The sequence below is a fragment of the Streptomyces sp. NPDC001920 genome, assembly GCF_053594495.1.
The window spans coordinates 59,050-79,011 of the sequence record NZ_JBSFEP010000024.1 but is presented as its reverse complement, the minus strand read 5'-3'; the positions used below and the strand labels follow the sequence as shown (position 1 = coordinate 79,011).

The following is a 19,962-nucleotide window of genomic DNA, read 5'->3' as shown; positions in this document are numbered from 1 at the left end:
TTGACCCTTGTCCTGACGCGTGGCGACCTGGAAGCGGTACTGGCACCCGGACCCTGTCCGGAGGCGCTGCGGGACGGCTTCCTGCGCGCCCCGGACGCCGCGGTCTGGGGGCAACGGGTGCGGACCGACCTGCCCTTCCCCGGCACCGCCACCGCGCTGATCCCCGGTGTGCTGCCGGGCGTCGAGGCATACACGGTGAAGGTGAACGCCAAGCTCCCCTTCGCGCGGCCCGCGTTGCGCGGGGTGATCTGCCTGCGCAGCGGGCAGGACGGGGAGTTGCCGGCGCTGCTGACCTCGGCGACCGCGACGGCGCGTGGCGCACCGGGCTGTCGGCGGCGCTCGGGACCCATCTGCTGGCCGGCCCGGGGCGCGACCCCGGTGTGATCGGCGCGGGCGCCCAGGCCGAGTAGATGGTGCGGGGCCTGGCGGAGCTGCGGCCGCACCGCGCGCTCGTCGTCCACGACACGGACGCCGAACGGGCCGCCGCGTTCGCGGTACGGCACCGGGGCCGGGCCGCGGACTCGGCTCGGGAGGCCGCCGCGGCCGCCGACACCGTGCTGCTGGCGACCGGGGCCCGAGAGCCGCTGCCGCGGCTGTCGGACACACCGGAAGGCCGGCACCTGACGAGCCTGGGCGCCGACGAACCCGGCAAGCAGGAGCTGTCCGCCGATCTGCTGCGGGCCGCGCTGCTCGTGGTGGACGACCGTGGACTCGCCGCGAGAACGGGGCCCTGGCGGCGGGCGGCCTCCCGCCGCACGCCGCCGACGCCACCTTGACGGATGTGCCGCGGGGCGACCATCCGGGGTGGGTGAGCGCCCGAAGCCGTACGGTCTCCGCACCCGTGGGGCTGCCCTGGCAGGACCTGGCGCTGAGCCGGCCGGCGTACCGGGCGGCGCGGCGGGAGGGCGTGGGGCGGACGGTGGACCTGCCGGCTTGAGGTCGCAGAGCGCTTCGGGTGATCCACGAACGGCCCGAGAGCGCTCTCACCTCCGGCTTCCCGGCGGCTATCCTGATCCGCAACCGCCGACGAGGAGTCCCGAAGTGACCGACACCGCCCCGCGTCCCACCCTGGAGGCCGTGGCCGCACGGGCCGGTGTCTCGCGGGCCACCGTGTCCCGGGTGGTCAACGGCGGGGACGGGGTCAGGGAGCCGCTCGTCGAGCGGGTCCGCAAGGCCGTCGACGAGCTCGGGTACGTGCCCAACCAGGCCGCCCGCAGCCTCGTGACCCGGCGGCACGACGCCATCGCGGTCGTCGTCGCCGAACCCGAGACCCGGGTCTTCGCCGACCCGTTCTTCGCCCTGCAACTGCGCGGCATCAGCAAGGAGCTGACCGCCCACGACAACCAGCTGGTGCTGCTGCTCACGGAGGGCCGCGACGACCACGCCCGGGTCGGCCGCTACCTCGCCGGCGGGCATGTCGACGGGGCACTCGTCTTCTCGCTGCACCTCCAGGACCCGCTGCCCGAGCTGATCCAGCGCGCCGGCGTACCCACCGTCTTCGGCGGACGCCCCGGTTGGCACGGCGACCGGGACGGCGTCGTCTACGTCGACAGCGACAACCGCGGCGGCGCCCGCGACGCCGTACGCCATCTCGCCTCCCTCGGCCGCACCCGCATCGCGCACATCACCGGCGCCCTCGACCAGACTTCGGCGGTGGATCGGCTCGACGGCTACCGGGACGTCATGGCCGGCGCCGATCCCCGGCTCGTCGTCGAGGGCGACTTCACGCCGGGCGGCGGGGAACGGGCGATGCGCGAGCTGCTGGAACGCTGCCCCGACCTGGACGCGGTGTTCGCCGCCAACGACCTCACCGCGGCTGGCGCCCTACGGGTGCTGCGCGAGGCGGGACGACGGGTGCCGGACGACGTCGCCGTGGTCGGGTTCGACGACATGCTGCCCGTCGCGGAGCAGACCGAGCCGCCCCTGACCACGGTCCGTCAGGACATCGAGGAGATGGGCCGGCTGATGGCCCGCCTGCTGCTGCGGGGCCTCGACCGGCACACGGCCGAGCCGGACGGGGTCGCCGCGCCGTCCGGCGTCGTCCTGCCGACCACGCTGGTGCGGCGGGCTTCCGCCTAGGTCCGTCGTACGGACCAGGTCGGCACATCCCGTACGAGGGGCTCTGCCCTGCACGCCCCCGGCCCTCGACCGGAGCACCCCCGGAGCACGCACCAGCCGGCCGCGTCACCAACCTGACCGAGCAGCACACCTGGGCCCGTCGTCCGGGTCGGCTGGGACGAACGGCTGGACGCAGCCGACCCGAGCAGGCCCCGGCGTCCGCTCAGCCCTGCGGCGGCTCGCTCCTGATCACCGCGAAACGTGCCCCGTAGGGGTCGGCGAGCTTGGCCACCCGGCCCACGTCCGGCAGATGCGTGGCGGGCATCCGGACCGTGCCGCCCAGTTCCTGCGCCCTGGCGACCGTGGCGTCCGTGTCGGTGACCTCGAAGTACGGCAGCCAGTACGGGGGGCCGTGCGCCTCCGCCGGGTCGTCGGCCTTGTCCACGACCCCGCCGAACATGGCGTCCTCCCCTTCACCCCCGGGCGCGAACGTCGTGTACGTGCCGCCGAAGAAGTCGACCGCGAAGGTCTCCATCCCGAGCGTCGCGTTGTAGAACCCCGCCGCGCCCGGCACGTCCGTGGTGTACAGCTCCAGCCAGCACAGTGAGCCCGGCTCCTGGACGACGTCCATGCCCTTGTTGGTGCCGGGCTGCCACAGGCCGAAGCCGACGCCCGCCTTGTCGGCCAGGATGGCCATGCGGCCCAGGTCCATCACGTCCATGGGCTGCACCAGCACCGAGCCGTGCGCCTGCTCGGCGGCCTTGGCCGTGGCGTCCACGTCCGGCGTCCGGAAGTACACGGTGAAGGACGGTGGGCCCTGTTCCTGTGTGGTCTGCATGCCGCCGGCCACGGTCCTGCCGTCCAGCTGGAAGAGGCCGTAACCACCGGTCTCGGGCCCGCCCGGCTGGAAACGCCAGCCGAACAGCCCGCCGTAGAAGGAACTCGAGCCCTCGATGTCGGGTGTGCCGAGGTCGATCCAGATCGGCGCGCCCGTGACATAACGGGTGGTGAGCATGATCGCCCTCCTCGGAAGGGTCCCGTTGCCTGCTCCGCCGAGTCTCGCACCGCCCACTGACAACCGCCGCCGGAAGCACGCAGTCGGCGGAGGCGGCCTACGGTGACCAGGGTCGGTGACCGGCTGCCGGTCCGCCGGCTCCCGCCCGCTTCCGCGCGCCGTCGTGCACCGCTACGCGCGGCGGGGGACCATCGGCTCGGCCCCGGTCGTGGCCGCGCGCCGTATATCGCGCGTTGATCGAACGTTTTTCGCCGACCGGCACGATCCCGGGCATGCACATCGAAACGATCGCAACGATCACCTCGCCCGATCTGGCCTGGCAGCAGGAGGCGTTGTGCGCGCAGACCGGAGCGGACTTCTTCTTCCCCGAGCCGGGCAGCTCCGTGCGGGAGGCGAAGCGGATCTGCGGCATGTGCCCGATCCGCTCCGCCTGCCTTGAGTACGCCTTGAACAACGACGAACGCTTCGGCGTCTGGGGCGGCCTGTCGGAGAAGGAACGACTCCAGCTCAGGCGCACGTCCCGCTGGACGTGAACCGGTGCGGCCGTTCACCCGGCCGGTTCCCAGCCGCATCCCGGGCGATGTCTCCCGGAACCGGAACACACTGGTTCGCGGCCGGCCGCCCCGGCCCCCTCGCGAGGGGGAGCCTCCTCACGCCAGGCGATCGCGCCCGCCGTCCCACGGCTTCCGGGCGTTCTCAAGGGGACGTGCGTCAGCCGCGCCGGACGCTCGCCGAGGTCGAGAGCGTCCTGGACACGCCCCGCATGCACCGCCCAGCCATCCTCACGGTCACCCAAGTGCTCATCCCGGTACCTTCCCCGACTCGCTCGGTGGTGTTCCCGCCGACCGGGCCCGGCAGAAGGCCGACCGCCTCCTCCACCCCGCTGTTCCCACGCGTCCATGGCGTGCGGGGGGCCCGTACCGGGACGACGACGGCCGGCCCGCGGGTGAGCGGGCCGGCCGTCGTCTCGGCGGGTGCTACCGGTCAGCCGGCGGCGCGGGCCGCCATCCGGGCCTTGCGCGCCGCGAGCCTCTCGTCGAACTTCGCAGCCTCAGCGTCGAGGCCGCCCATGTACAGACCCAGCTCCTCCTGCGCCTTCTGCCCCTCCGGGCCGAGGCCGTCGATCTCCATGATCTTCAGGAAGCGGAGCACGGGCTGCAGGACGTCGTCGTGGTGGATGCGCAGGTTGTACACCTCACCGATGGCCATCTGGGCGGCGGCGCGCTCGAACCCGGGGATGCCGTGGCCGGGCATGCGGAAGTTCACGACCACGTCACGTACCGCCTGCATCGTGAGGTCCGGCGCGAGCTCGAACGCCGCCTTGAGCAGGTTGCGATAGAAGACCATGTGGAGGTTCTCGTCGGTCGCGATGCGCGCCAGCATGCGGTCGCAGACCGGGTCACCGGACTGGTGGCCGGTGTTGCGGTGCGAGATGCGGGTCGCGAGCTCCTGGAAGGCGACGTAGGCGACCGAGTGCAGCATCGAGTGCCGGTTGTCCGACTCGAAGCCCTCACTCATGTGGGCCATCCGGAACTGCTCCAGCTTGTCGGGGTCCACCGCGCGCGAGGTGAGCAGGTAGTCGCGCATCACGATGCCGTGCCGGCCCTCCTCGGCGGTCCAGCGGTGCACCCAGGTGCCCCAGGCGCCGTCCCGGCCGAAGAGCGAGGCGATCTCGTGGTGGTAGCTGGGCAGGTTGTCCTCGGTCAGCAGGTTCACGACGAGGGCGATGCGGCCGATCTCGGTGACCTTGGACTGCTCCTTGTCCCAGGCCTCCCCGTCCTCGAAGTGGCCGGGAAAGTTACGGCCGTCCGTCCAGGGCACGTACTCGTGCGGCATCCAGTCCTTGGCGATCTTCAGGTGCCGGTTGAGTTCTTGCTCGACGACTTCCTCCAGCGCGTACAACAGCCGGGCGTCGGTCCAGACGGCAGGACTGCCGAGGTGAGGGGAAGTGATCGTCACGGGTACTCCAGGGGGACGCACAACACAGGCAGGCACCCGGCGAGCGGTCGCCGGGAACTTACGGGATCGTAGGCTACGAAGCCGTAGGTTACGAAGCCGTAGGTTAAGAGTGATGTAAAGACCGCTGATCAGCGGCTGTTCCGTCCGGACTCACCGGGGACGCGAAAAGCCCCAGGACCCGCAGGTCCTGGGGCTGGACGAGTCTCGCGTTCAGCCGGTCAGGCGTACAGCTCCCGCATGCGGACCGAGAGACATGTCACACATCCTTCGAGCTTCTCGAACTCGCTGATGTCCACGACGACGGGTTCGTGGCCGAGGTCGGCGAGCAGCTCCGCCGTCTTCGGCGCGCTCGCGGCCATCAGCAGCTTGTCGCTTCCGAGGAGCACCACATGGGCGCCGGACTCCTCCGGAACCGGCAGGAAGCGCGGGAACAGCGACGGTACGTCCAGCTGCGGGATACGGCCCAGGATCGTTCCGTCGGGCAGCGCCGTGATCGCCGACTTCAGGTGCAGCACCTTGCTGACCGGTACGGCGACGACCCGTGCGCCCAGCGGTTCGAAGGCGGCCCGCAGCTGCTGGATGCCGGCCGCGTTGGTACGGCCGCCGCGGCCGACGTAGATCGTGTCGCCGACCTTCAGGACGTCGCCGCCCTCCAGCGTGCCCGGTTCCCAGATCCAGTTCACGGAGCAGCCGAGCGAGGCGACGGCCTCCTCGACGCCGGCGGTCTCCCCGCGCCGGGACTCGGCACCGGGCCGGGTGATCAGCGCGACGTTCCGGTACATGACGACCGTGTCCTCGACGAAGACCCCGTCGGGGCAGTCGTCGGCCGGGTCGACCTCGATCGTCTCCCAGCCGTGCGTCCGCAGGGCCGCCACGTACGCCTCCCACTGCTCGACCGCGAGGTCGACGTCCACCTTCTCCCGCTCGATGTGCGTCACCAGCCCTTCGGCGAGGCGCGGGCTGGGGCGGCGGACGAGGGCCTTCTTGCTGGGCACGACGGGATCTCCGGATCGGTGGCAGGTGTCGGCGACCATGATGCACGGGCCGCCGGTCCGCCATCATGCAGTGCCTACCCGCCGGTACAAAACCCTCGTGGTCAGGCTGTGGCCCTCCTGAGATGCTCCGCGGTGAAGGAGCCGTGTGCCGCGAGGAGCTGCCGCGGGGTCCCCTCGAAGATCACCCGTCCTCCGTCGCGACCGGCGTCCGGCCCCAGGTCGATGATCCAGTCGGCGTGCGCCACCACCTCCAGGTTGTGCTCGACGACCACGACCGTGTTGCCCGCGTCGACCAGCCGGTCCAGCAGCCCGAGGAGCCCGTCGACGTCCGACATGTGCAGCCCGGTCGTCGGCTCGTCGAGGACGTACACCGCGCCGGTGCGGTGCAGCCGCGTCGCGAGCTTGATGCGCTGCCGTTCCCCGCCGGACAGCGTGGACAGCGGCTGGCCCAGCGTGAGGTAGGTCAGCCCCACGTCCCGCAGGGCGCGCAGACGCCGGCGCACGCCCGGATCCCGGAAGAACTCCAGTGCCTGGTCCGCCGTCATCTCCAGGACGTCCGCGATGGAGTTGCCCTCGACGGTCAGCCGCAGCACCTCGTCCTTGAAGCGCCGTCCCTCGCAGTCGTGGCACGTCGTGGTGACCGGATCCATGAAGGCGAGGTCGGTGTAGATGATCCCGCGGCCCTCGCAGGTGCCGCACGCCCCGGAGGAGTTGAAGCTGAACAGGCCCGGCTCGGCGCCCGTCTCGCGGGCGAAGATCTTCCGTACCGTGTCCATGATTCCCAGGTACGTCGCCGGAGTCGACCGCCCCGAGATCCCGATCGACGACTGGTCCACCACCACCGCGCCCTCGTGAGCCGTCGTGAACTGCGCGACCAGCGTGCTCTTCCCGGACCCGGCGACCCCGGTCACCACGGTCAGCACCCCGGTCGGGAACTCCACCGTCACCTCCCGCAGGTTGTGCCGGTCGGCGCCCTTCACCCAGAGCCCACCGCTCGCCGGCCGTACGTCCGCCTTGATCGCCGTACGGCGGCCCAGGCACCGCCCGGTCACCGTGCCCGACCCGGCCAGCTCGGCCGGCGTCCCCTCGAACACGACCCGTCCGCCGCCCGCGCCGGCCGCCGGTCCCATGTCGACGACGTGATCGGCGAGCGCGATGAGGTCCGGGTCGTGCTCGACCACCAGCACGGTGTTGCCCTTGTCGCGCAGTCGCAGCAGCAGGTCGCCGAGGCGTCCGACGTCGCGTGGGTGCAGGCCGACGCTGGGCTCGTCGAAGATGTAGGTCATGCCCGTGAGGCTGGAGCCCAGGTGGCGGACCGTCTTCAGGCGCTGTCCCTCGCCGCCGGAGAGCGTGGACGTCTCGCGATCGAGACTGAGATAGCCCAGGCCGATGGCGTCGACGCGTTCGAGTGCGGTGACGGCGGCGCGTGCGACGGGGCCGGCCACCGGGTCGTCGATGTCCTTGAGTACCGCGATCAGGTCGGTGACCTGCATGCGCGCGCACTCCGCGATGTTCCGGCCGTTGATCCGGGTCGCGAGCGCCGCCGCGTTGAGCCGGGCCCCGTCGCAGGCCGGGCAGGTGCCCTCCGTCAGGAACTCCCGCACCAGGTCGCGGGTCTTCTGGCTCATCGCCGACAGGTCCCGCTTCAGGTACAACCGCTCGAAGCGGGTGGCCAGGCCCTCGTAGTCGGTGGTCCAGGTGCCGCCCGAGCCGGACACGGTGACCTTGCTGCCGGGGCGGCCGCGCATCAGGAACTCGCGTTCGGCGGCGGTGAAACGCCCGACGGGTTTGTCCGGGTCGAGGTCGGCGCTGTTGGTGTACGCCTGCCCCTGCCAGGTGCCCGCGGCGAAGGGCGGAAAGCGCACCGCGCCGTCGGCCAGGGAGCGGGCCGGGTCGAGGATGCGGTCCCAGTCGGGCCGGACCGACCGCCCGAGGCCGTCGCAGTCCGGGCACATGCCGGAGGGGTCGTTGAACGAGTACGCGGTCGCCGGTCCGGCGCTGGGGGCGCCGTACCGGGAGAACAGCACCCGCAGCACCGACTGGATGTCGGTCATCGTGCCGACCGTGGACCGGGAGTGCCCCCCGATGGGCCGCTGGTCGACGACGATCGCGGGGGAGAGGTCCTGGAGGTCCTCCACGTGCGGGCGCTCGTACTTGGGCAGCCGGTTGCGCACGAACCATGTGAAGGTCTCGTTCAGCTGGCGCTGGGACTCCACCGCGATCGTGTCGAACACGACCGAGGACTTCCCCGATCCCGAAACGCCGGTGAACACGGTCAGCCGGCCTTTCGGGATGCGGAGCGTGACGTCCTTGAGGTTGTTCTCCCGGGCTCCGGTGATGGTGATGAAATCGGGCATGCAGTCGAAGCTAGGCGGTATACCCGACAGCTTCTGGCGTGATTTCCTTCAGTTCTCCGTCCTCCAGCATCAGCCAGCGTGTGATGCCGATCGACTCCAGGAACGGCAGATCGTGGCTGGCCACGATCAGTGCGCCCTCGTACGACTCCAGGGCTGTGGTGAGCTGCCGCACGCTCGCCATGTCCAGGTTGTTCGTCGGCTCGTCCAGCATCAGCAGCTGCGGTGCCGGCTCCGCCAGCATCAGCGCGGCCAGCGCCGCCCGGAAGCGCTCGCCTCCGGAGAGGGTCTGCGTCTTCTGGTCGGCACGGGCACCCCGGAACAGGAAGCGGGCCAGCCGCGCCCGGATCCGGTTGTTGGTGGCGGCCGGCGCGAACCGGGCCACGTTCTCGGCGACCGTCAGCTCGTCGTCGAGGACGTCCAGCCGCTGCGGCAGGAAGCGCAGCGGGACATGGGCCGTCACCTCGCCGGCCACCGGCGCCAGCTCCCCGGCGATCGTCCGCAGCAACGTCGTCTTGCCCGAGCCGTTGCGCCCGATCAGCGCGATCCGCTCCGGGCCGTGCAGATCGAGACCACCGGCCACCCGGGCGCCGTACACGAGTTCCAGCTCCCGCAGCGTGAGGACGCCGCGGCCCGGCGGAACGGCCGTGTACGGCAGATCGACGCGGATCTCGTCGTCGTCCCGTACGGCCTCCACCGCGTCGTCGAGCCGCTCCCTGGCCTCGGTGAGCTTCTCCTCGTGCATGATGCGGTGCTTGCCCGCGGACTCCTGTGCCGCGCGCTTGCGTGCCCCCATGACGATCTTCGGCTCGCGCTTCTGGTCCCACATCTTCTGGCCGTACCGCTTGCGGCGGGCCAACTTGACCTGGGCGTCGACCAGTTCACGCTTCTGCTTCTTCAGGTCGGCCTCGGCGACCCGCACCATGCGCTCGGCCGCCTCCTGCTCGATCTCCAGAGCATGCTCGTACGCGGAGAAGTTGCCGCCGTACCAGGTGATCTCGCCCACCCGTCCGCCACCACCGCCCTCGGCCGAGGCGCCTCGCGCCGCAGGACTCACTCGGCGCAGATCGGCGATCTGGTCGACGAGGTCGAGCAGTTCACGGTCGTGGCTGACGACGACCATCACGCCCGGCCAGGACTGGACGGCCGTGTACAGCCGCCGGCGCGCGTACAGGTCGAGGTTGTTGGTGGGCTCGTCGAGCAGCAGGACGTCGGGGCGGCGCAGCAGCAGCGCGGCCAGGCGCAGCAGCACGGACTCGCCGCCCGAGACCTCGCCGATCGTGCGGTCCAACTCGACGTGGCCGAGCCCGAGTTCGCCGAGCGTGGCGAGCGCGCGCTCCTCCACGTCCCAGTCGTCGCCGACGGTCTCGAAGTGCACCTCGGCCACGTCGCCCGCCTCGATGGCGTGCAGCGCGGTCCGCTTGGCGGCGATGCCGAGCGCCTCGTCGACCTTCAGGGCGGTGTCCAGCGTGACGTTCTGCGGGAGGTAGCCGACCTCGCCCGCGACGCGTACGGCGCCGTCGAGCGGGGTGAGTTCTCCCGCGAGGAGCTTCAACAGGGTCGACTTCCCCGACCCGTTGGCCCCGACGAGGCCGGTGCGGCCGGGGCCGAAGGCGACGTCGAGGTTCTCGAAGACGGGGGTGCCGTCGGGCCAGGTGAAGGCAAGGGACGTACAGGTGATGGAAGTAGACATACGGGCCTCCGCGGATGCTCGAAGCGATCAAGGGCAAACGCGTTTCGAGACACCGGCGACCCACGGGGAGGCCTCAGGAGGGCATGAGAAAAGCCCTGTTTCCGGAGGACGGCTCGAACGCCGAGGTCGCACGCGGCGCACACACCTCAGGTGTGGCGCGGTGTCTCAGGACCTCAGACGAGCAACGTCCTTCTCCAATCGACGGCAACAGGACCGCTGTACACCGTAGGAGCGGGTGCCGACGGTGTCAACGCAATTGACGGTCCTGCGCGGAGGTCTCAGCGGGGGAGACCCTGGGCGGGATGCCTCAGCAGGCGTCCCGCATCAGCTCGGCGAGGTCGTGGTCCAGGTCGAGCTGGAGGTGCTCCAGCCCCAGCGGCACCAGCTCGCTCGTGGCCTGCAGGAAGCGCCGCACCTCGCCGGAACGGATGTGCACGACCGCCGTGCCCTCGGGAGCGTGGAACTCCAGGACCGTGCGGTCGAAGCCGTACGGCCGCACCCGGACGTCCCCGTGCCCCTCGGGGCCCTCCAGGCCGGACACCAGCAGCTCACGGCTGAAGGTCCAGCAGACCTCGACACCCTCCAGGGTGGCCGGCGCCGGGAAGGTCATACGGACGGCGAAGGGGTCGCGCCGGTCGTAGTGAAGGGTCGCGGGAATGCTCGGCATCCGCGGCGCGGCGGCGACCAGACGGGCCTCGACGGGCTGCTCGATGACGGTGGACAACGCCTTGCTCCCTTGTGACGGCTGGACGACTATCCGGGCGGACGAGACCGGGCACTGGTAGAGACGATGGAATCGGCCAATCCGTGCACCCCGAAGCCGAGTGACCTCGGTCACCGCCTTCATGCACGGGAGGGATCCGTATGCCCTTGTGTGCCAGGAAAGTCACCTGTGTCTCCCGTCCCTCCTGTGGCCCCCGAGGCCATCTGGACGCCGATACGGCACTGGGCTAGCTTCGCCCGCCATGAGGCGTTCGGGGAACACGCGACGGTCGGGGTACTGGTTTCGGACAAGTGCGGCGGGGGTGGTCTGCGGCGCGGCGCTGGCCGCGCTGACCGTGCTGCCCGCACAGGCGCGGGCACAGGCGGACCTGCCGGAGCGCGGGGTCCCGCACTGGGAGCCCAAGGACAGCGGCGCGCCCGAGGTGCGCTTCCGGGGGCTGTCCGCGGTCAGTCGGAAGACCGCCTGGGTGGCCGGAACCCAGGGCACCGTCCTGCGCACCACCGACGGCGGCACGACCTGGCGGAACGTCTCACCGCCCGGGGCCGGCGAACTCCAGTTCCGGGACGTCGAGGCGTTCGACGCGCGCCGTGCCGTGGTGCTGGCCATCGGAGAGGGCGAGGCGTCCCGTGTGTACCGCACGGACGACGGCGGCGCGACCTGGACCGAGTCCTTCCGCAACACCGACGCGCGGGCCTTCTACGACTGCCTCGCCTTCTTCGACCACCGGCACGGCCTGGCGATGAGCGACCCGGTGGACGGCCGGTTCCGCATCCTGTCGACCAGTGACGGCGGCCGCTCCTGGACGGTGCTGCCGAACACGGGGATGCCCGCCGCGCTGGAGGGTGAGGCGGGCTTCGCGGCGAGCGGGCAGTGCCTGGTCACCTCTGGACCGAAGGACGTCTGGCTGGCCACCGGCGGGGCGGCACGCGCGCGTGTGCTGCACTCCGCCGACCGAGGGCTCACCTGGACGGCCGCCGACACACCGGTCCCGGCCGGCGACCCGGCGCGCGGCGTCTTCGCCCTGGCCTTCCGCGACCGCACGCACGGCCTCGCGGTCGGCGGCGACTACCGCCCCGACCAGCCCTCCCCGCGGGCCGCGGCCCGTACCGGCGACCGGGGCGCCACCTGGCGGGCAGCCGCGAGCCCGGTGCCCGCCTACCGCTCCGCAGTCGCCTGGCTCCCGCACAGCCGCACCGCCGCCCTCGCCGTCGGGCCCACCGGGACCGACCTGACGACGGACGGCGGCCGCACCTGGCGGACCGTCGACACCGGCTCGTACGACACCGTGGACTGCACGCCGGACCTCGGCTGCTGGGCGGCGGGGGAGAAGGGCCGGGTCGCGCGGCTGGAGAGCTGACGCCGGAATGTGGGTACCCGGTCGCCGACCGCACTCGGTCGCCGACTGCGAGAGGAGTGACTCACATGCCGGCCGGTTCGAGCCCGAAGCGGGAACGCCAGTACGAGCACATCAAGAAGAGCGCCCAGGACCGGGGCGAGAGCGCCTCGCGCGCCGAGGAGATCGCGGCGCGGACGGTGAACAAGGAACGCGCACGGTCCGGCGAGTCCAAGTCCGCCAGCCGTACCTCCACCCAGGACATGTCCTCGGGCAAGCGGGGCGGCCAGCGGTCCGGCAAGGGCTCCCAGGGCCCCACCCGCGACCAGCTGTACGAGGAGGCCAAGAAGCGCAACATCCACGGACGTTCGGACATGAACAAGAGCCAGCTCAAGCAGGCACTGGGCAAGTGAGGCTCAGCCGGGCGTCTCGCGGTACCGCGCCAGCTCCGGGGCCGTCCTCGTGGCGGCGAACTCCGTGACGCGGTACGCGCACACGCCGGCCACGACGAACGGATCCGTGGCGGTGACTTCCTCGATGAGCGCCCGGTCCCCCGCGACGGCGAGGATCACTCCGCCGTCGCGGGGGTTCTTGCGCCCGGACGCGAGGAAGAGGTCCTTTTCGTACTGCTCGTCGAGCCACGCCACGTGCGCCTCCAGCACGGCGTCGACGGCAGCCAGCGGTGCGGTGTAGGTCAACTCCAGTACGAACATGACCGCGAGACTACCCCCGCGGCCCGCGCCCGCCGGCCACGACCCCGTACGCTCGTGCCCACCATGACGACCGTACGCATTCCCGCGGGCTGGCCCGCGACCGACGAAGAAGCCCGCGCCGTCCAGGACGAGTTGCGCGAGCGGGTGGTGCTCGACGAGCCGGGACCCCCGCCGGGCTCCGGGCACGTCACCGGTGTCGACGTCGCCTACGACGACGAACGGGACGTGGTCGCCGCCGCGGCCGTCGTCCTGGACGCGGCGAGCCTCGACGTCGTCGCCGAGGCCACCGCCGTCGGGCGGATCTCCTTCCCGTACGTCCCCGGCCTGCTCGCCTTCCGCGAGATCCCCACGGTCCTGGCCGCGCTCGACGCCCTGCCCTGCGCGCCCGGACTCGTCGTCTGCGACGGCTACGGCCTCGCCCACCCCCGCCGCTTCGGCCTCGCCGCCCACCTCGGCGTTCTCACCGGCCTGCCGACCATCGGCGTGGCCAAGAACCCCTTCACCTTCACCTACGACGACCCCGGCGCCGCACGCGGCTCGTCAGCGCCCCTCATGGCCGACGAGGAGGAGGTCGGGCGCGCCCTGCGCACCCGGGACGGCGTGAAACCGGTGTTCGTGTCCGTCGGCCACCGCGTGAGCCTCGACAACGCCTGCGCCCACACCCTGGCCCTGACGCCCGGCTACCGGCTGCCGGAGACCACACGCCGTGCGGACGCCCTGTGCCGGCAGGCGCTGAAGCAGGCGACCCGCGCGATCTGAGTACGTGCCCTGAGTACCCGTACGGATGCGGCGGGATCGGCCCGGTCGGCAGGGTGGGCCGCATGACGACGCACCGTTCCCCGAAGCCCCTCGCCGACCCCGACCGCCCCGTCGAGCACGCCGTGACGGCGGCGCTGGTCCTGGCCACACTGGCCGGGCTGGGCTGGATCGCCGGGATGATCTACACGCTCGCGGAATGGCCCCTCTAGGTCCTGCCGTCACATTCCCGCCTGCCCTGCGACGCCTGCCCTGCGACGCCTGGCACGCAGCCGGGCCGCCCTCCGGGCGGACGACGGGACCCGGACCCGGGCGGGCGGCTCGCGCCTGAACATGCAGACGGCCGTACCGAATGCTGCAATGGCTGAGGGGACCGTCCGGCTGAGGAGCGGCCATGCACCAGGACATCGGGGAGATGGGGCCCGTCGACTACCTGATCGTCGAGTTCCCCGGCAGCCGTATGACCGGAGAGGGCCTGCCCCTCCTCGTGGACCTCGTCGACAGAGGCATCATCCGCATCCTCGACCTCGTCTTCCTCCGCAAGGGCACCGACGGGTCGGTCGAGGCGCTGGAACTCAGGAACATCGGGGACGAGGTCGATCTGACGGTGTTCGAGGGAGCCTCCTCGGGACTGCTGGACCAGAGCGACCTGGAGGACGCCGGTGCCGCTCTGGAGCCCGGAAACTCCGCCGCGGTCCTGGTGTACGAGAACGTGTGGGCCGCGCCCCTGGCCGGTGCGCTGCGGCGCGGCGGGGCCGAGCTGGTGGCCAGTGGGCGCATCCCCGTGGACGCCCTGCTGGCCTCGCTGGACGCCGCCGAGGGGACTGTCCCTCCGGGTGGGGTCACCGCCGGGTGAGAGCGCCCTCCGCCGGCAGGAAGCGCCGCACCGCGCACGGATCGCAGGGAGATGAGTGACATGCCAGGACTCCTCCGCGGCGTCGCCCGCACCGCCGTCATCTCGGGTACGGCCACAGCGGTGTCCAACCGCGTCTCACGGCGCCAGGCGGGCCGATGGGCGCAGCAGGACCGCGAACGGCAGCGCACCTACGAGCAGGCCGTCGAGCCTCCGGCGCCCGCCGCCGCTCCACCGGCCGCCGACGACATGACCAGCAAGATCGACCAGCTGAAGCAACTCGCCGACCTCAGGGCCGCGGGAGCGCTCACCGACGAGGAGTTCGCGGCCCAGAAGCGCCGGGTCCTCGGCTGACGCGGAAGCACAGGTCGTGACCGAACCGGAGCCCCCGGCTGCGCCCGCCCTCGGCACGCAGCCGGAAGCGGCCGAACGGCTGCGCGACGTGCTGCGGCAACCGGCCTACCGGAAAGCGCTCGTCTTCTCCGTGCTCATCGGCGTCCCGGTCGCCCTGACGGCGTTCTGGTTCCTGGCCGCGGTGCACGAACTCGAACACGCGTGGTGGGTCGAACTGCCCGCCGCACTGGGCCGGCACACCCCTCCCTGGTGGTGGCCGCTGCCCCTGCTGACCCTCGCCGGGGTCGCCGTGGGTCTCGTGGTACGGCACCTGCCCGGAGCCGGCGGCCACGTCGCCGCCTCCGGTCTGCACCCCCAGGGAGCGGCCCCCTCCGCCCTGCCGGGGATCCTCCTCGCGGCCCTCGCCGGCCTGCCGCTCGGTGCCGTCCTCGGCCCCGAAAGCCCGCTGATCGCCCTCGGCGGCGGTCTGGCCCTCCTCCTCGCGCGAGCGGCCAGGGCCCCGCTGACACCGCAGAGCACCGCCCTGCTCGGCGCCGCAGGTGCCGCCGCGGCACTTCCGGCGATCTTCGGCAACCCGCTGGTCGGAGCGGTGATCCTCATCGAGGTGGCCGGCTTGGGCGGCGCGCGGCTGTTCGCCGTCATGCTTCCGGCACTCCTGTCCAGCGGGGTCGGCTCGCTCGTCTTCACCGGGTTCGGCCGCTGGACCGGTCTGTCCACCGGCGACCTGACACTGAAGGGGCTCCCGGCGTCCCGCCTCGACGCCGGGGACATCCTCTGGACGGTGCCGATGGCCGTGGCCCTCGGCACCGCCACGCACTACGTGCTGAACACCGGCCGCCTGACCGCGCTGTTCGTCCGCAGACGAACCGTCGTGCACACGGTGGCCTGCGCCCTGGCCGCCGGGGCGTGCGCCTCGGTGTACGCGCTGGCCGTGGACCGCTCCCCGGCGGAGGTCGCCTCGTCCGGCCAGGCAACCCTCGCCCGCCTCGCCGAGGACCCGCACGCCTGGAGCGTCGGCGCGCTGATCGCCGTACTGCTGTGCAAGGCCGCGGCGTACGCGCTGTGCCTGGGCAGCCTCCGCGGTGGCCCGGTCTTCCCCGCGCTGTTCCTCGGGGCCGCGGCGGGCGTGCTGCTGGCCCCGCTCCCCGGCCTGGGCGTCGTGCCCGGGCTGGCCGCCGGCATGGCGGCCACGGGCGCCGCGGCCCTGCGGCTGCCGGTCAGCAGCGCGGTGCTGGTCGTCCTGCTGCTGGGCAGCGGGGCGATGACCTCCGTGGTGATCATCGCGGCGGTGGTGAGCTTCGTGACGGCCGAACTGCTGCCACCGGGCCGCGCCGTTCCGCCACCCGAAGAGCCGGACAGGGCGACGGCCGAACGGGCCCCCGGCAGGCGGGGCGGCGGGCCCGAGCGCGGCTGATCCGGCCGGGGCCCGCGGCGCCGGCGCGCCGGACCCGGTGACGCGTTCCCGGCCCGCCCTCGCGCCGCACCGACCGGGCATGCGCGCCCGCCGACGGCGACCCACTGGGGACCGAAGCCCTGCCGGGAAGGAGCCACATGACCGGCGCTGCGACACCGCACGCACCGCATGTCCGAGACGGACTTCAGGGCCCGTGCCAGGGGCTGTCCGCGTCGGCGACCGCGGACACGGAGCGCCGGCCGGGGGCCCTGGCCTCGCTCACGCCCGGGCGTGTGGTGGCCGTGGTGGGTGCCGGACGCGGTGTCCCGCTGGGCGCTCCCGGGTGCAAGGCGTGCCGTGGCTGGAGCCCGGCGACCAGGTGAGCGCCTGTGACCCGGCGGCCGCCCGGTCCGCCCAGGGGCCACGGTCGGGCCGGGCGACCCGCTGTTCGTGCGGGTGGGCCCCGTCGTCGACGCCGCACCCTCGGTGCCTGGGACCCGGCTCGGGCCCGTGCCGGTCCGCATCCGCAGACGATGCGCTTCCGGCCGCGGGCGTGGCCGTCCTCGGGTCGGACGGCAACGACGAGGCGGCCCCGGCCCCGGTCAACCCGTCCCTGACGGCCATGGCGAACGCCCTGAGGGTGGGTGATCACCTCGTGGAGCGGTTGACTCGACCGGGAGCGGGGGACCCGTCTTCGGGCGGGGGAAGATCCTCCGCCGGTCGGCGCAACACCGGTTCGTGCCGCGACGACGCGGCCCGCACCCGGTGATTGGGTGACGCTTCGACCTCCGGGCCACGGCCCGGGCGACCCGGCCCCGCAGTGCAGGAGACAGCCATCGTGAGTTCCCCCGAGGGCACGCCCCGCGACGTGATCCCCGCCCAACTGCTCAAGGGCCAGAAGGCCCTGGTCACCGGCGCGAACTCCGGCATCGGCAGGGCGACGGCCCTGGCCATGGGCCGGGCCGGGGCCGATGTGGTCGTGAACTACGTGGCCGGACCCGAGGAAGCCGAGAAGGTCGTCGAGGAGATCAGGTCCTTCGGCGTGCGGGCGGTCGCCCACGAGGCGGACGTCTCCGACGAGGACCAGGTCGTCGCCATGGTGAACCGGACGGTCGAGGAGTTCGGCACCCTCGACATCCTGGTGGCCAACGCCGGCCTCCAACGCGACGCCCCCTTCACCGAGATGACGCTCGCCCAGTGGCAGAAGGTCATCGACGTCAACCTCACCGGCCAGTTCCTGTGCGCCCGCGAGGCCACCAAGGAGTTCCTGCGGCGCGGTGTCGTCCCCGAGGTGTCGCGTGCGGCCGGGAAGATCATCTGCATGAGCTCCGTGCACCAGGTCATCCCCTGGGCCGGGCACGTCAACTACGCCTCCTCCAAGGGGGGCGTGCGGATGATGATGGAGACGCTCGCCCAGGAACTCGCGCCGAAGAAGATCCGCGTGAACGCCATCGCCCCGGGCGCCATCCAGACCCCCATCAACCACAGCGCCTGGGAGACGGCCCAGGCCCGCGAGGACCTCCTCAAGCTGATTCCCTACGACCGCATCGGCGACCCGGAGGACATCGCGAACGCGGCCGTCGGCCTCGCCTCCGACCTCATGGACTACGTGGTGGGCGCCACGCTCTTCGTGGACGGCGGGATGACCCTCTTCCCGGGATTCGCCACCGGCGGCTGACCCCTCCGCGGTGTGCCGGCCAGGCCGCAGCCGGCAGGCCTACGCACGGTCCAGGGCCGAGTCGAGGGTGATCGCCGCGTCGATGAGGGCGAGATGGGTGAACGCCTGCGGGAAGTTGCCCAGTTGACGGCCCGTCGGGTCGATCTCCTCCGAGTACAGACCGAGGTGGTTGGCGTACCCCATCATCTTCTCCAGCACCAGCCGCGCCTTGTCGGTCCGCCCCGCGCGGGCCAGGGCGTCGACGTACATGAAGGTGCACAGCGAGAAGGTGCCTTCCGAGCCGCGCAGGCCGTCCGGTGAGGCTTCCGGGTTGTAGCGGTAGACCAGGCTGTCGCTGACCAGTTCCTGTTCCATGGCGACAAGCGTCGACGTCCACAGGGGGTCGTCGGGGGTGATGAACCCGACCGTCGCCATACGCAGCAGCGAGGAGTCGAGGACATCGCCGCCGTAATGCTGGACGAAGGCCTGGCGCCCCTCGCTCCAGCCCTTGGCCATGACCTGTTCGTAGCAGTCGTCCCGGGCGCCGCGCCAGCGGTGGGCGGCGGCCGGCCGGCCGTTGGACTCGGCGAGCCGCAGGGCGCGGTCGAAGGCGACCCACGACATGACACGGCCGTACGTGAAGTCCTCCCGGCCGCCGCGGGTCTCCCACAGGCCCTCCTCCGCCTGGTCCCAGTGGTCCGCCAGCCAGTCGAGGTTGGTCAGCAGCGCGTTCCAGCCGCGGTGCCCCATCTGCAGTCCGTGCCGGTGCGCGAAGTAGATGCTGTCCAGCGCCTCGCCGTAGATGTCCAGTTGGAGCTGTGCGGCGGCGCCGTTCCCGATGCGCACCGGCGCCGAACCCGCGTAGCCCGCCCAGTGGCCGAGGATCTGTTCGTCCAGGTCGGAGGAGCCGTCCACCCGGTACATGACGTTCAGCGGACCGGTGTCGCCGTCCCTTCCGGCCCGCTCCTCGACCCGGTCCGAGAGCCACTGTATGAACGCCCTGGCCTCGTCGGTGAAGCCGAGCCCCAGCAGGGCGTACACCGAGAAGGACGCGTCCCGGATCCACGTGAACCGGTAGTCCCAGTTGCGCTCCCCGCCCAGTTGCTCGGGAAGCGCCGTGGTCGGAGCGGCCACCACGGCGCCGGTGGGCGCGAAGGTCATCAGCTTCAGCGTGATCGCGGAGCGCTCCACGGTCTCACGCCAGCGTCCCTTGTACCGCGACTGGCGCAGCCAACCGCGCCAGAACAGCACCGTCTCGTCGAAGAGTTGCTGGTACTCCGACAGCCGCATCTCCCTCGGCGGCCCGTCGGCTGCCCACTCCAGGGCCAGCCCCCGCTCCTGGCCCGCCTCCAGCGTCAGCGTGAAGTGCAGGGCGTCCCGGCGGTCGGCGAGCACGTCCAGCAGCCGCTCGTCGTCCGGTTCGCGGATGCGGTGCACGGTGAGCTCCGCGCCGCCCTCCGCGGTGAACACCGCTCCGTGCGTGCCGATGCGCAGACGGTGCGGCCGCCGCCCGTAGTCGAACCTCGGCGCTATCTCCACCTCGAACGTCATCCTGCCGCGTACACAGCGGACCATCCTCACCAGTCGGTGGCGCTGCGTGACCGTGCGGCCGGTCACCGGCATGAAGTCGATGACCTCTCCGGCGCCCGCCTCGGTCATGAAGCGGGTGACCAGGATCGCCGTGTCGGGAAGGTACAACTGCTTGGTCGCGTACGACCGGTGCATCGGGCGGACCGTGCAGTGCCCGCCCTTGTCCTTGTCCAGCAGTGCGCCGAACACGCTCGGCGAGTCGAATCTCGGGGCGCAGAACCAGTCGACGCTTCCGTCGGTCGTCACCAGTGCGGCGGTCTGGAGGTCGCCGAGGAGGCCGTGGTTCTCGATCAGCGGGTAGTCGTGCATCGGGGCCCGCCCTTTCGGTGTGCGATTCACCCGAACGCCCCTGGATCAGACTAAGCCGAGGGCCGGAGAACGGCGCGCGGGCGGGGGCCGTCGCCACGCCGTGCGGGCCGTACGCGACCAGCGACAGACCGGCGACGAGCTCCGCCGAGAGGTGCGGCGTCGACGGAAGTCCCCTCGGCTCCGGGGCTGCCCGCCGGTCAGGGCCG

At 72.1% G+C, this 19,962-nt stretch carries 18 protein-coding genes and 1 pseudogene; 11 read left to right on the top strand and 8 right to left on the bottom strand.

The annotated features are described in order from the left end of the window. Both ACWCPI_RS32935 and ACWCPI_RS32930 read left to right on the top strand, forming a co-directional pair. A pseudogene (locus ACWCPI_RS32935) lies at window positions 1-937 on the top strand (NAD(P)-binding domain-containing protein). A 104-nt stretch (window positions 938-1,041) separates the two neighbouring features. Beyond that, on the top strand, window positions 1,042-2,079 hold the full coding sequence (locus ACWCPI_RS32930; protein WP_451041613.1) for a LacI family DNA-binding transcriptional regulator: 1,038 nt from the start codon (window positions 1,042-1,044) through the stop codon (window positions 2,077-2,079). 202 nt (window positions 2,080-2,281) lie between these two features. Here the strand turns inward: ACWCPI_RS32930 and ACWCPI_RS32925 are convergent, their stop codons facing one another. Continuing rightward, window positions 2,282-3,073, bottom strand: a complete 792-nt coding sequence (locus ACWCPI_RS32925) for a VOC family protein (protein ID WP_451041612.1) — start codon at window positions 3,071-3,073, stop codon at window positions 2,282-2,284. 272 nt (window positions 3,074-3,345) lie between these two features. Between ACWCPI_RS32925 and ACWCPI_RS32920 the strand changes: the two genes are divergently transcribed. Continuing rightward, window positions 3,346-3,606: a WhiB family transcriptional regulator gene (locus ACWCPI_RS32920; RefSeq protein ID WP_388806383.1), complete on the top strand. Its 261-nt coding sequence runs from the start codon at window positions 3,346-3,348 to the stop codon at window positions 3,604-3,606. Between the two features lie 451 nt (window positions 3,607-4,057). Here the strand turns inward: ACWCPI_RS32920 and ACWCPI_RS32915 are convergent, their stop codons facing one another. The 5 genes from ACWCPI_RS32915 to ACWCPI_RS32895 all read right to left on the bottom strand — a co-directional run bounded on the left by ACWCPI_RS32915 (window position 4,058) and on the right by ACWCPI_RS32895 (window position 10,798). After that, window positions 4,058-5,032: an acyl-ACP desaturase gene (locus ACWCPI_RS32915; RefSeq protein ID WP_388806381.1), complete on the bottom strand. Its 975-nt coding sequence runs from the start codon at window positions 5,030-5,032 to the stop codon at window positions 4,058-4,060. A 218-nt stretch (window positions 5,033-5,250) separates the two neighbouring features. Then, a complete protein-coding gene (ddaH, locus tag ACWCPI_RS32910; protein ID WP_451041611.1) occupies window positions 5,251-6,027 on the bottom strand; it encodes a dimethylargininase in 777 nt (258 codons plus the stop codon). A 101-nt stretch (window positions 6,028-6,128) separates the two neighbouring features. Next, window positions 6,129-8,384 (bottom strand): ATP-binding cassette domain-containing protein, encoded by a 2,256-nt coding sequence (locus tag ACWCPI_RS32905; RefSeq protein WP_451041610.1) that lies wholly within the window; start codon window positions 8,382-8,384, stop codon window positions 6,129-6,131. A gap of 10 nt (window positions 8,385-8,394) precedes the next feature. Further along, complete coding sequence (locus ACWCPI_RS32900) at window positions 8,395-10,074, bottom strand: ABC-F family ATP-binding cassette domain-containing protein (RefSeq protein ID WP_451041609.1); 1,680 nt, start codon at window positions 10,072-10,074, stop codon at window positions 8,395-8,397. A 307-nt stretch (window positions 10,075-10,381) separates the two neighbouring features. Continuing rightward, a complete protein-coding gene (locus ACWCPI_RS32895; RefSeq protein ID WP_451041608.1) occupies window positions 10,382-10,798 on the bottom strand; it encodes an SsgA family sporulation/cell division regulator in 417 nt (138 codons plus the stop codon). A 241-nt stretch (window positions 10,799-11,039) separates the two neighbouring features. On the opposite strand from ACWCPI_RS32895, the gene ACWCPI_RS32890 reads away from it, so the two are divergent. Beyond that, the gene (locus ACWCPI_RS32890; protein WP_451041607.1) at window positions 11,040-12,155 is read left to right on the top strand and encodes a WD40/YVTN/BNR-like repeat-containing protein; all 1,116 of its coding nucleotides are present in this window, start codon (window positions 11,040-11,042) and stop codon (window positions 12,153-12,155) included. Window positions 12,156-12,220: 65 nt separating this feature from the next. Further along, on the top strand, window positions 12,221-12,544 hold the full coding sequence (locus tag ACWCPI_RS32885; RefSeq protein ID WP_451041606.1) for a plasmid stabilization protein: 324 nt from the start codon (window positions 12,221-12,223) through the stop codon (window positions 12,542-12,544). Between the two features lie 3 nt (window positions 12,545-12,547). Here the strand turns inward: ACWCPI_RS32885 and ACWCPI_RS32880 are convergent, their stop codons facing one another. Then, entirely contained in the window at window positions 12,548-12,844 is a 297-nt protein-coding gene (locus tag ACWCPI_RS32880) for a YciI family protein (RefSeq protein ID WP_451041605.1), read from the bottom strand. A gap of 63 nt (window positions 12,845-12,907) precedes the next feature. On the opposite strand from ACWCPI_RS32880, the gene ACWCPI_RS32875 reads away from it, so the two are divergent. The 6 genes from ACWCPI_RS32875 to ACWCPI_RS32850 all read left to right on the top strand — a co-directional run bounded on the left by ACWCPI_RS32875 (window position 12,908) and on the right by ACWCPI_RS32850 (window position 17,878). Then, on the top strand, window positions 12,908-13,603 hold the full coding sequence (locus tag ACWCPI_RS32875; protein WP_451041604.1) for an endonuclease V: 696 nt from the start codon (window positions 12,908-12,910) through the stop codon (window positions 13,601-13,603). Between the two features lie 62 nt (window positions 13,604-13,665). Beyond that, window positions 13,666-13,812, top strand: a complete 147-nt coding sequence (gene mmpA / locus ACWCPI_RS32870; protein WP_451041603.1) for a morphogenic membrane protein MmpA — start codon at window positions 13,666-13,668, stop codon at window positions 13,810-13,812. Between the two features lie 182 nt (window positions 13,813-13,994). Beyond that, window positions 13,995-14,456: a DUF6325 family protein gene (locus ACWCPI_RS32865; RefSeq protein ID WP_451041602.1), complete on the top strand. Its 462-nt coding sequence runs from the start codon at window positions 13,995-13,997 to the stop codon at window positions 14,454-14,456. 60 nt (window positions 14,457-14,516) lie between these two features. Next, entirely contained in the window at window positions 14,517-14,807 is a 291-nt protein-coding gene (locus ACWCPI_RS32860; protein WP_451041601.1) for an SHOCT domain-containing protein, read from the top strand. A 16-nt stretch (window positions 14,808-14,823) separates the two neighbouring features. Further along, on the top strand, window positions 14,824-16,221 hold the full coding sequence (locus tag ACWCPI_RS32855; RefSeq protein WP_451041600.1) for a chloride channel protein: 1,398 nt from the start codon (window positions 14,824-14,826) through the stop codon (window positions 16,219-16,221). An 817-nt stretch (window positions 16,222-17,038) separates the two neighbouring features. Next, a complete protein-coding gene (locus tag ACWCPI_RS32850; protein WP_451041599.1) occupies window positions 17,039-17,878 on the top strand; it encodes an SDR family oxidoreductase in 840 nt (279 codons plus the stop codon). Window positions 17,879-17,917: 39 nt separating this feature from the next. Here ACWCPI_RS32850 and ACWCPI_RS32845 read toward each other — a convergent pair whose 3' ends face one another. Next, on the bottom strand, window positions 17,918-19,756 hold the full coding sequence (locus tag ACWCPI_RS32845) for a glycoside hydrolase family 15 protein (protein ID WP_451041598.1): 1,839 nt from the start codon (window positions 19,754-19,756) through the stop codon (window positions 17,918-17,920). Window positions 19,757-19,962 lie beyond the last annotated feature (206 nt).

What these genes read in the sequence shown, in the direction of transcription:
- ACWCPI_RS32885 (WP_451041606.1), top strand. Translation starts at nt 12,221, where the DNA reads ATGCCGGCCGGTTCGAGCCCGAAGCGGGAACGCCAGTACGAGCACATC.
- ACWCPI_RS32845 (WP_451041598.1), bottom strand. Translation starts at nt 19,756, where the DNA reads ATGCACGACTACCCGCTGATCGAGAACCACGGCCTCCTCGGCGACCTC.
- ACWCPI_RS32900 (WP_451041609.1), bottom strand. Translation starts at nt 10,074, where the DNA reads ATGTCTACTTCCATCACCTGTACGTCCCTTGCCTTCACCTGGCCCGAC.
- ACWCPI_RS32905 (WP_451041610.1), bottom strand. Translation starts at nt 8,384, where the DNA reads ATGCCCGATTTCATCACCATCACCGGAGCCCGGGAGAACAACCTCAAG.
- ACWCPI_RS32890 (WP_451041607.1), top strand. Translation starts at nt 11,040, where the DNA reads ATGAGGCGTTCGGGGAACACGCGACGGTCGGGGTACTGGTTTCGGACA.
- ACWCPI_RS32875 (WP_451041604.1), top strand. Translation starts at nt 12,908, where the DNA reads ATGACGACCGTACGCATTCCCGCGGGCTGGCCCGCGACCGACGAAGAA.
- ACWCPI_RS32865 (WP_451041602.1), top strand. Translation starts at nt 13,995, where the DNA reads ATGCACCAGGACATCGGGGAGATGGGGCCCGTCGACTACCTGATCGTC.
- ACWCPI_RS32860 (WP_451041601.1), top strand. Translation starts at nt 14,517, where the DNA reads ATGCCAGGACTCCTCCGCGGCGTCGCCCGCACCGCCGTCATCTCGGGT.
- ACWCPI_RS32880 (WP_451041605.1), bottom strand. Translation starts at nt 12,844, where the DNA reads ATGTTCGTACTGGAGTTGACCTACACCGCACCGCTGGCTGCCGTCGAC.
- ACWCPI_RS32925 (WP_451041612.1), bottom strand. Translation starts at nt 3,073, where the DNA reads ATGCTCACCACCCGTTATGTCACGGGCGCGCCGATCTGGATCGACCTC.
- ACWCPI_RS32920 (WP_388806383.1), top strand. Translation starts at nt 3,346, where the DNA reads ATGCACATCGAAACGATCGCAACGATCACCTCGCCCGATCTGGCCTGG.
- mmpA (WP_451041603.1), top strand. Translation starts at nt 13,666, where the DNA reads ATGACGACGCACCGTTCCCCGAAGCCCCTCGCCGACCCCGACCGCCCC.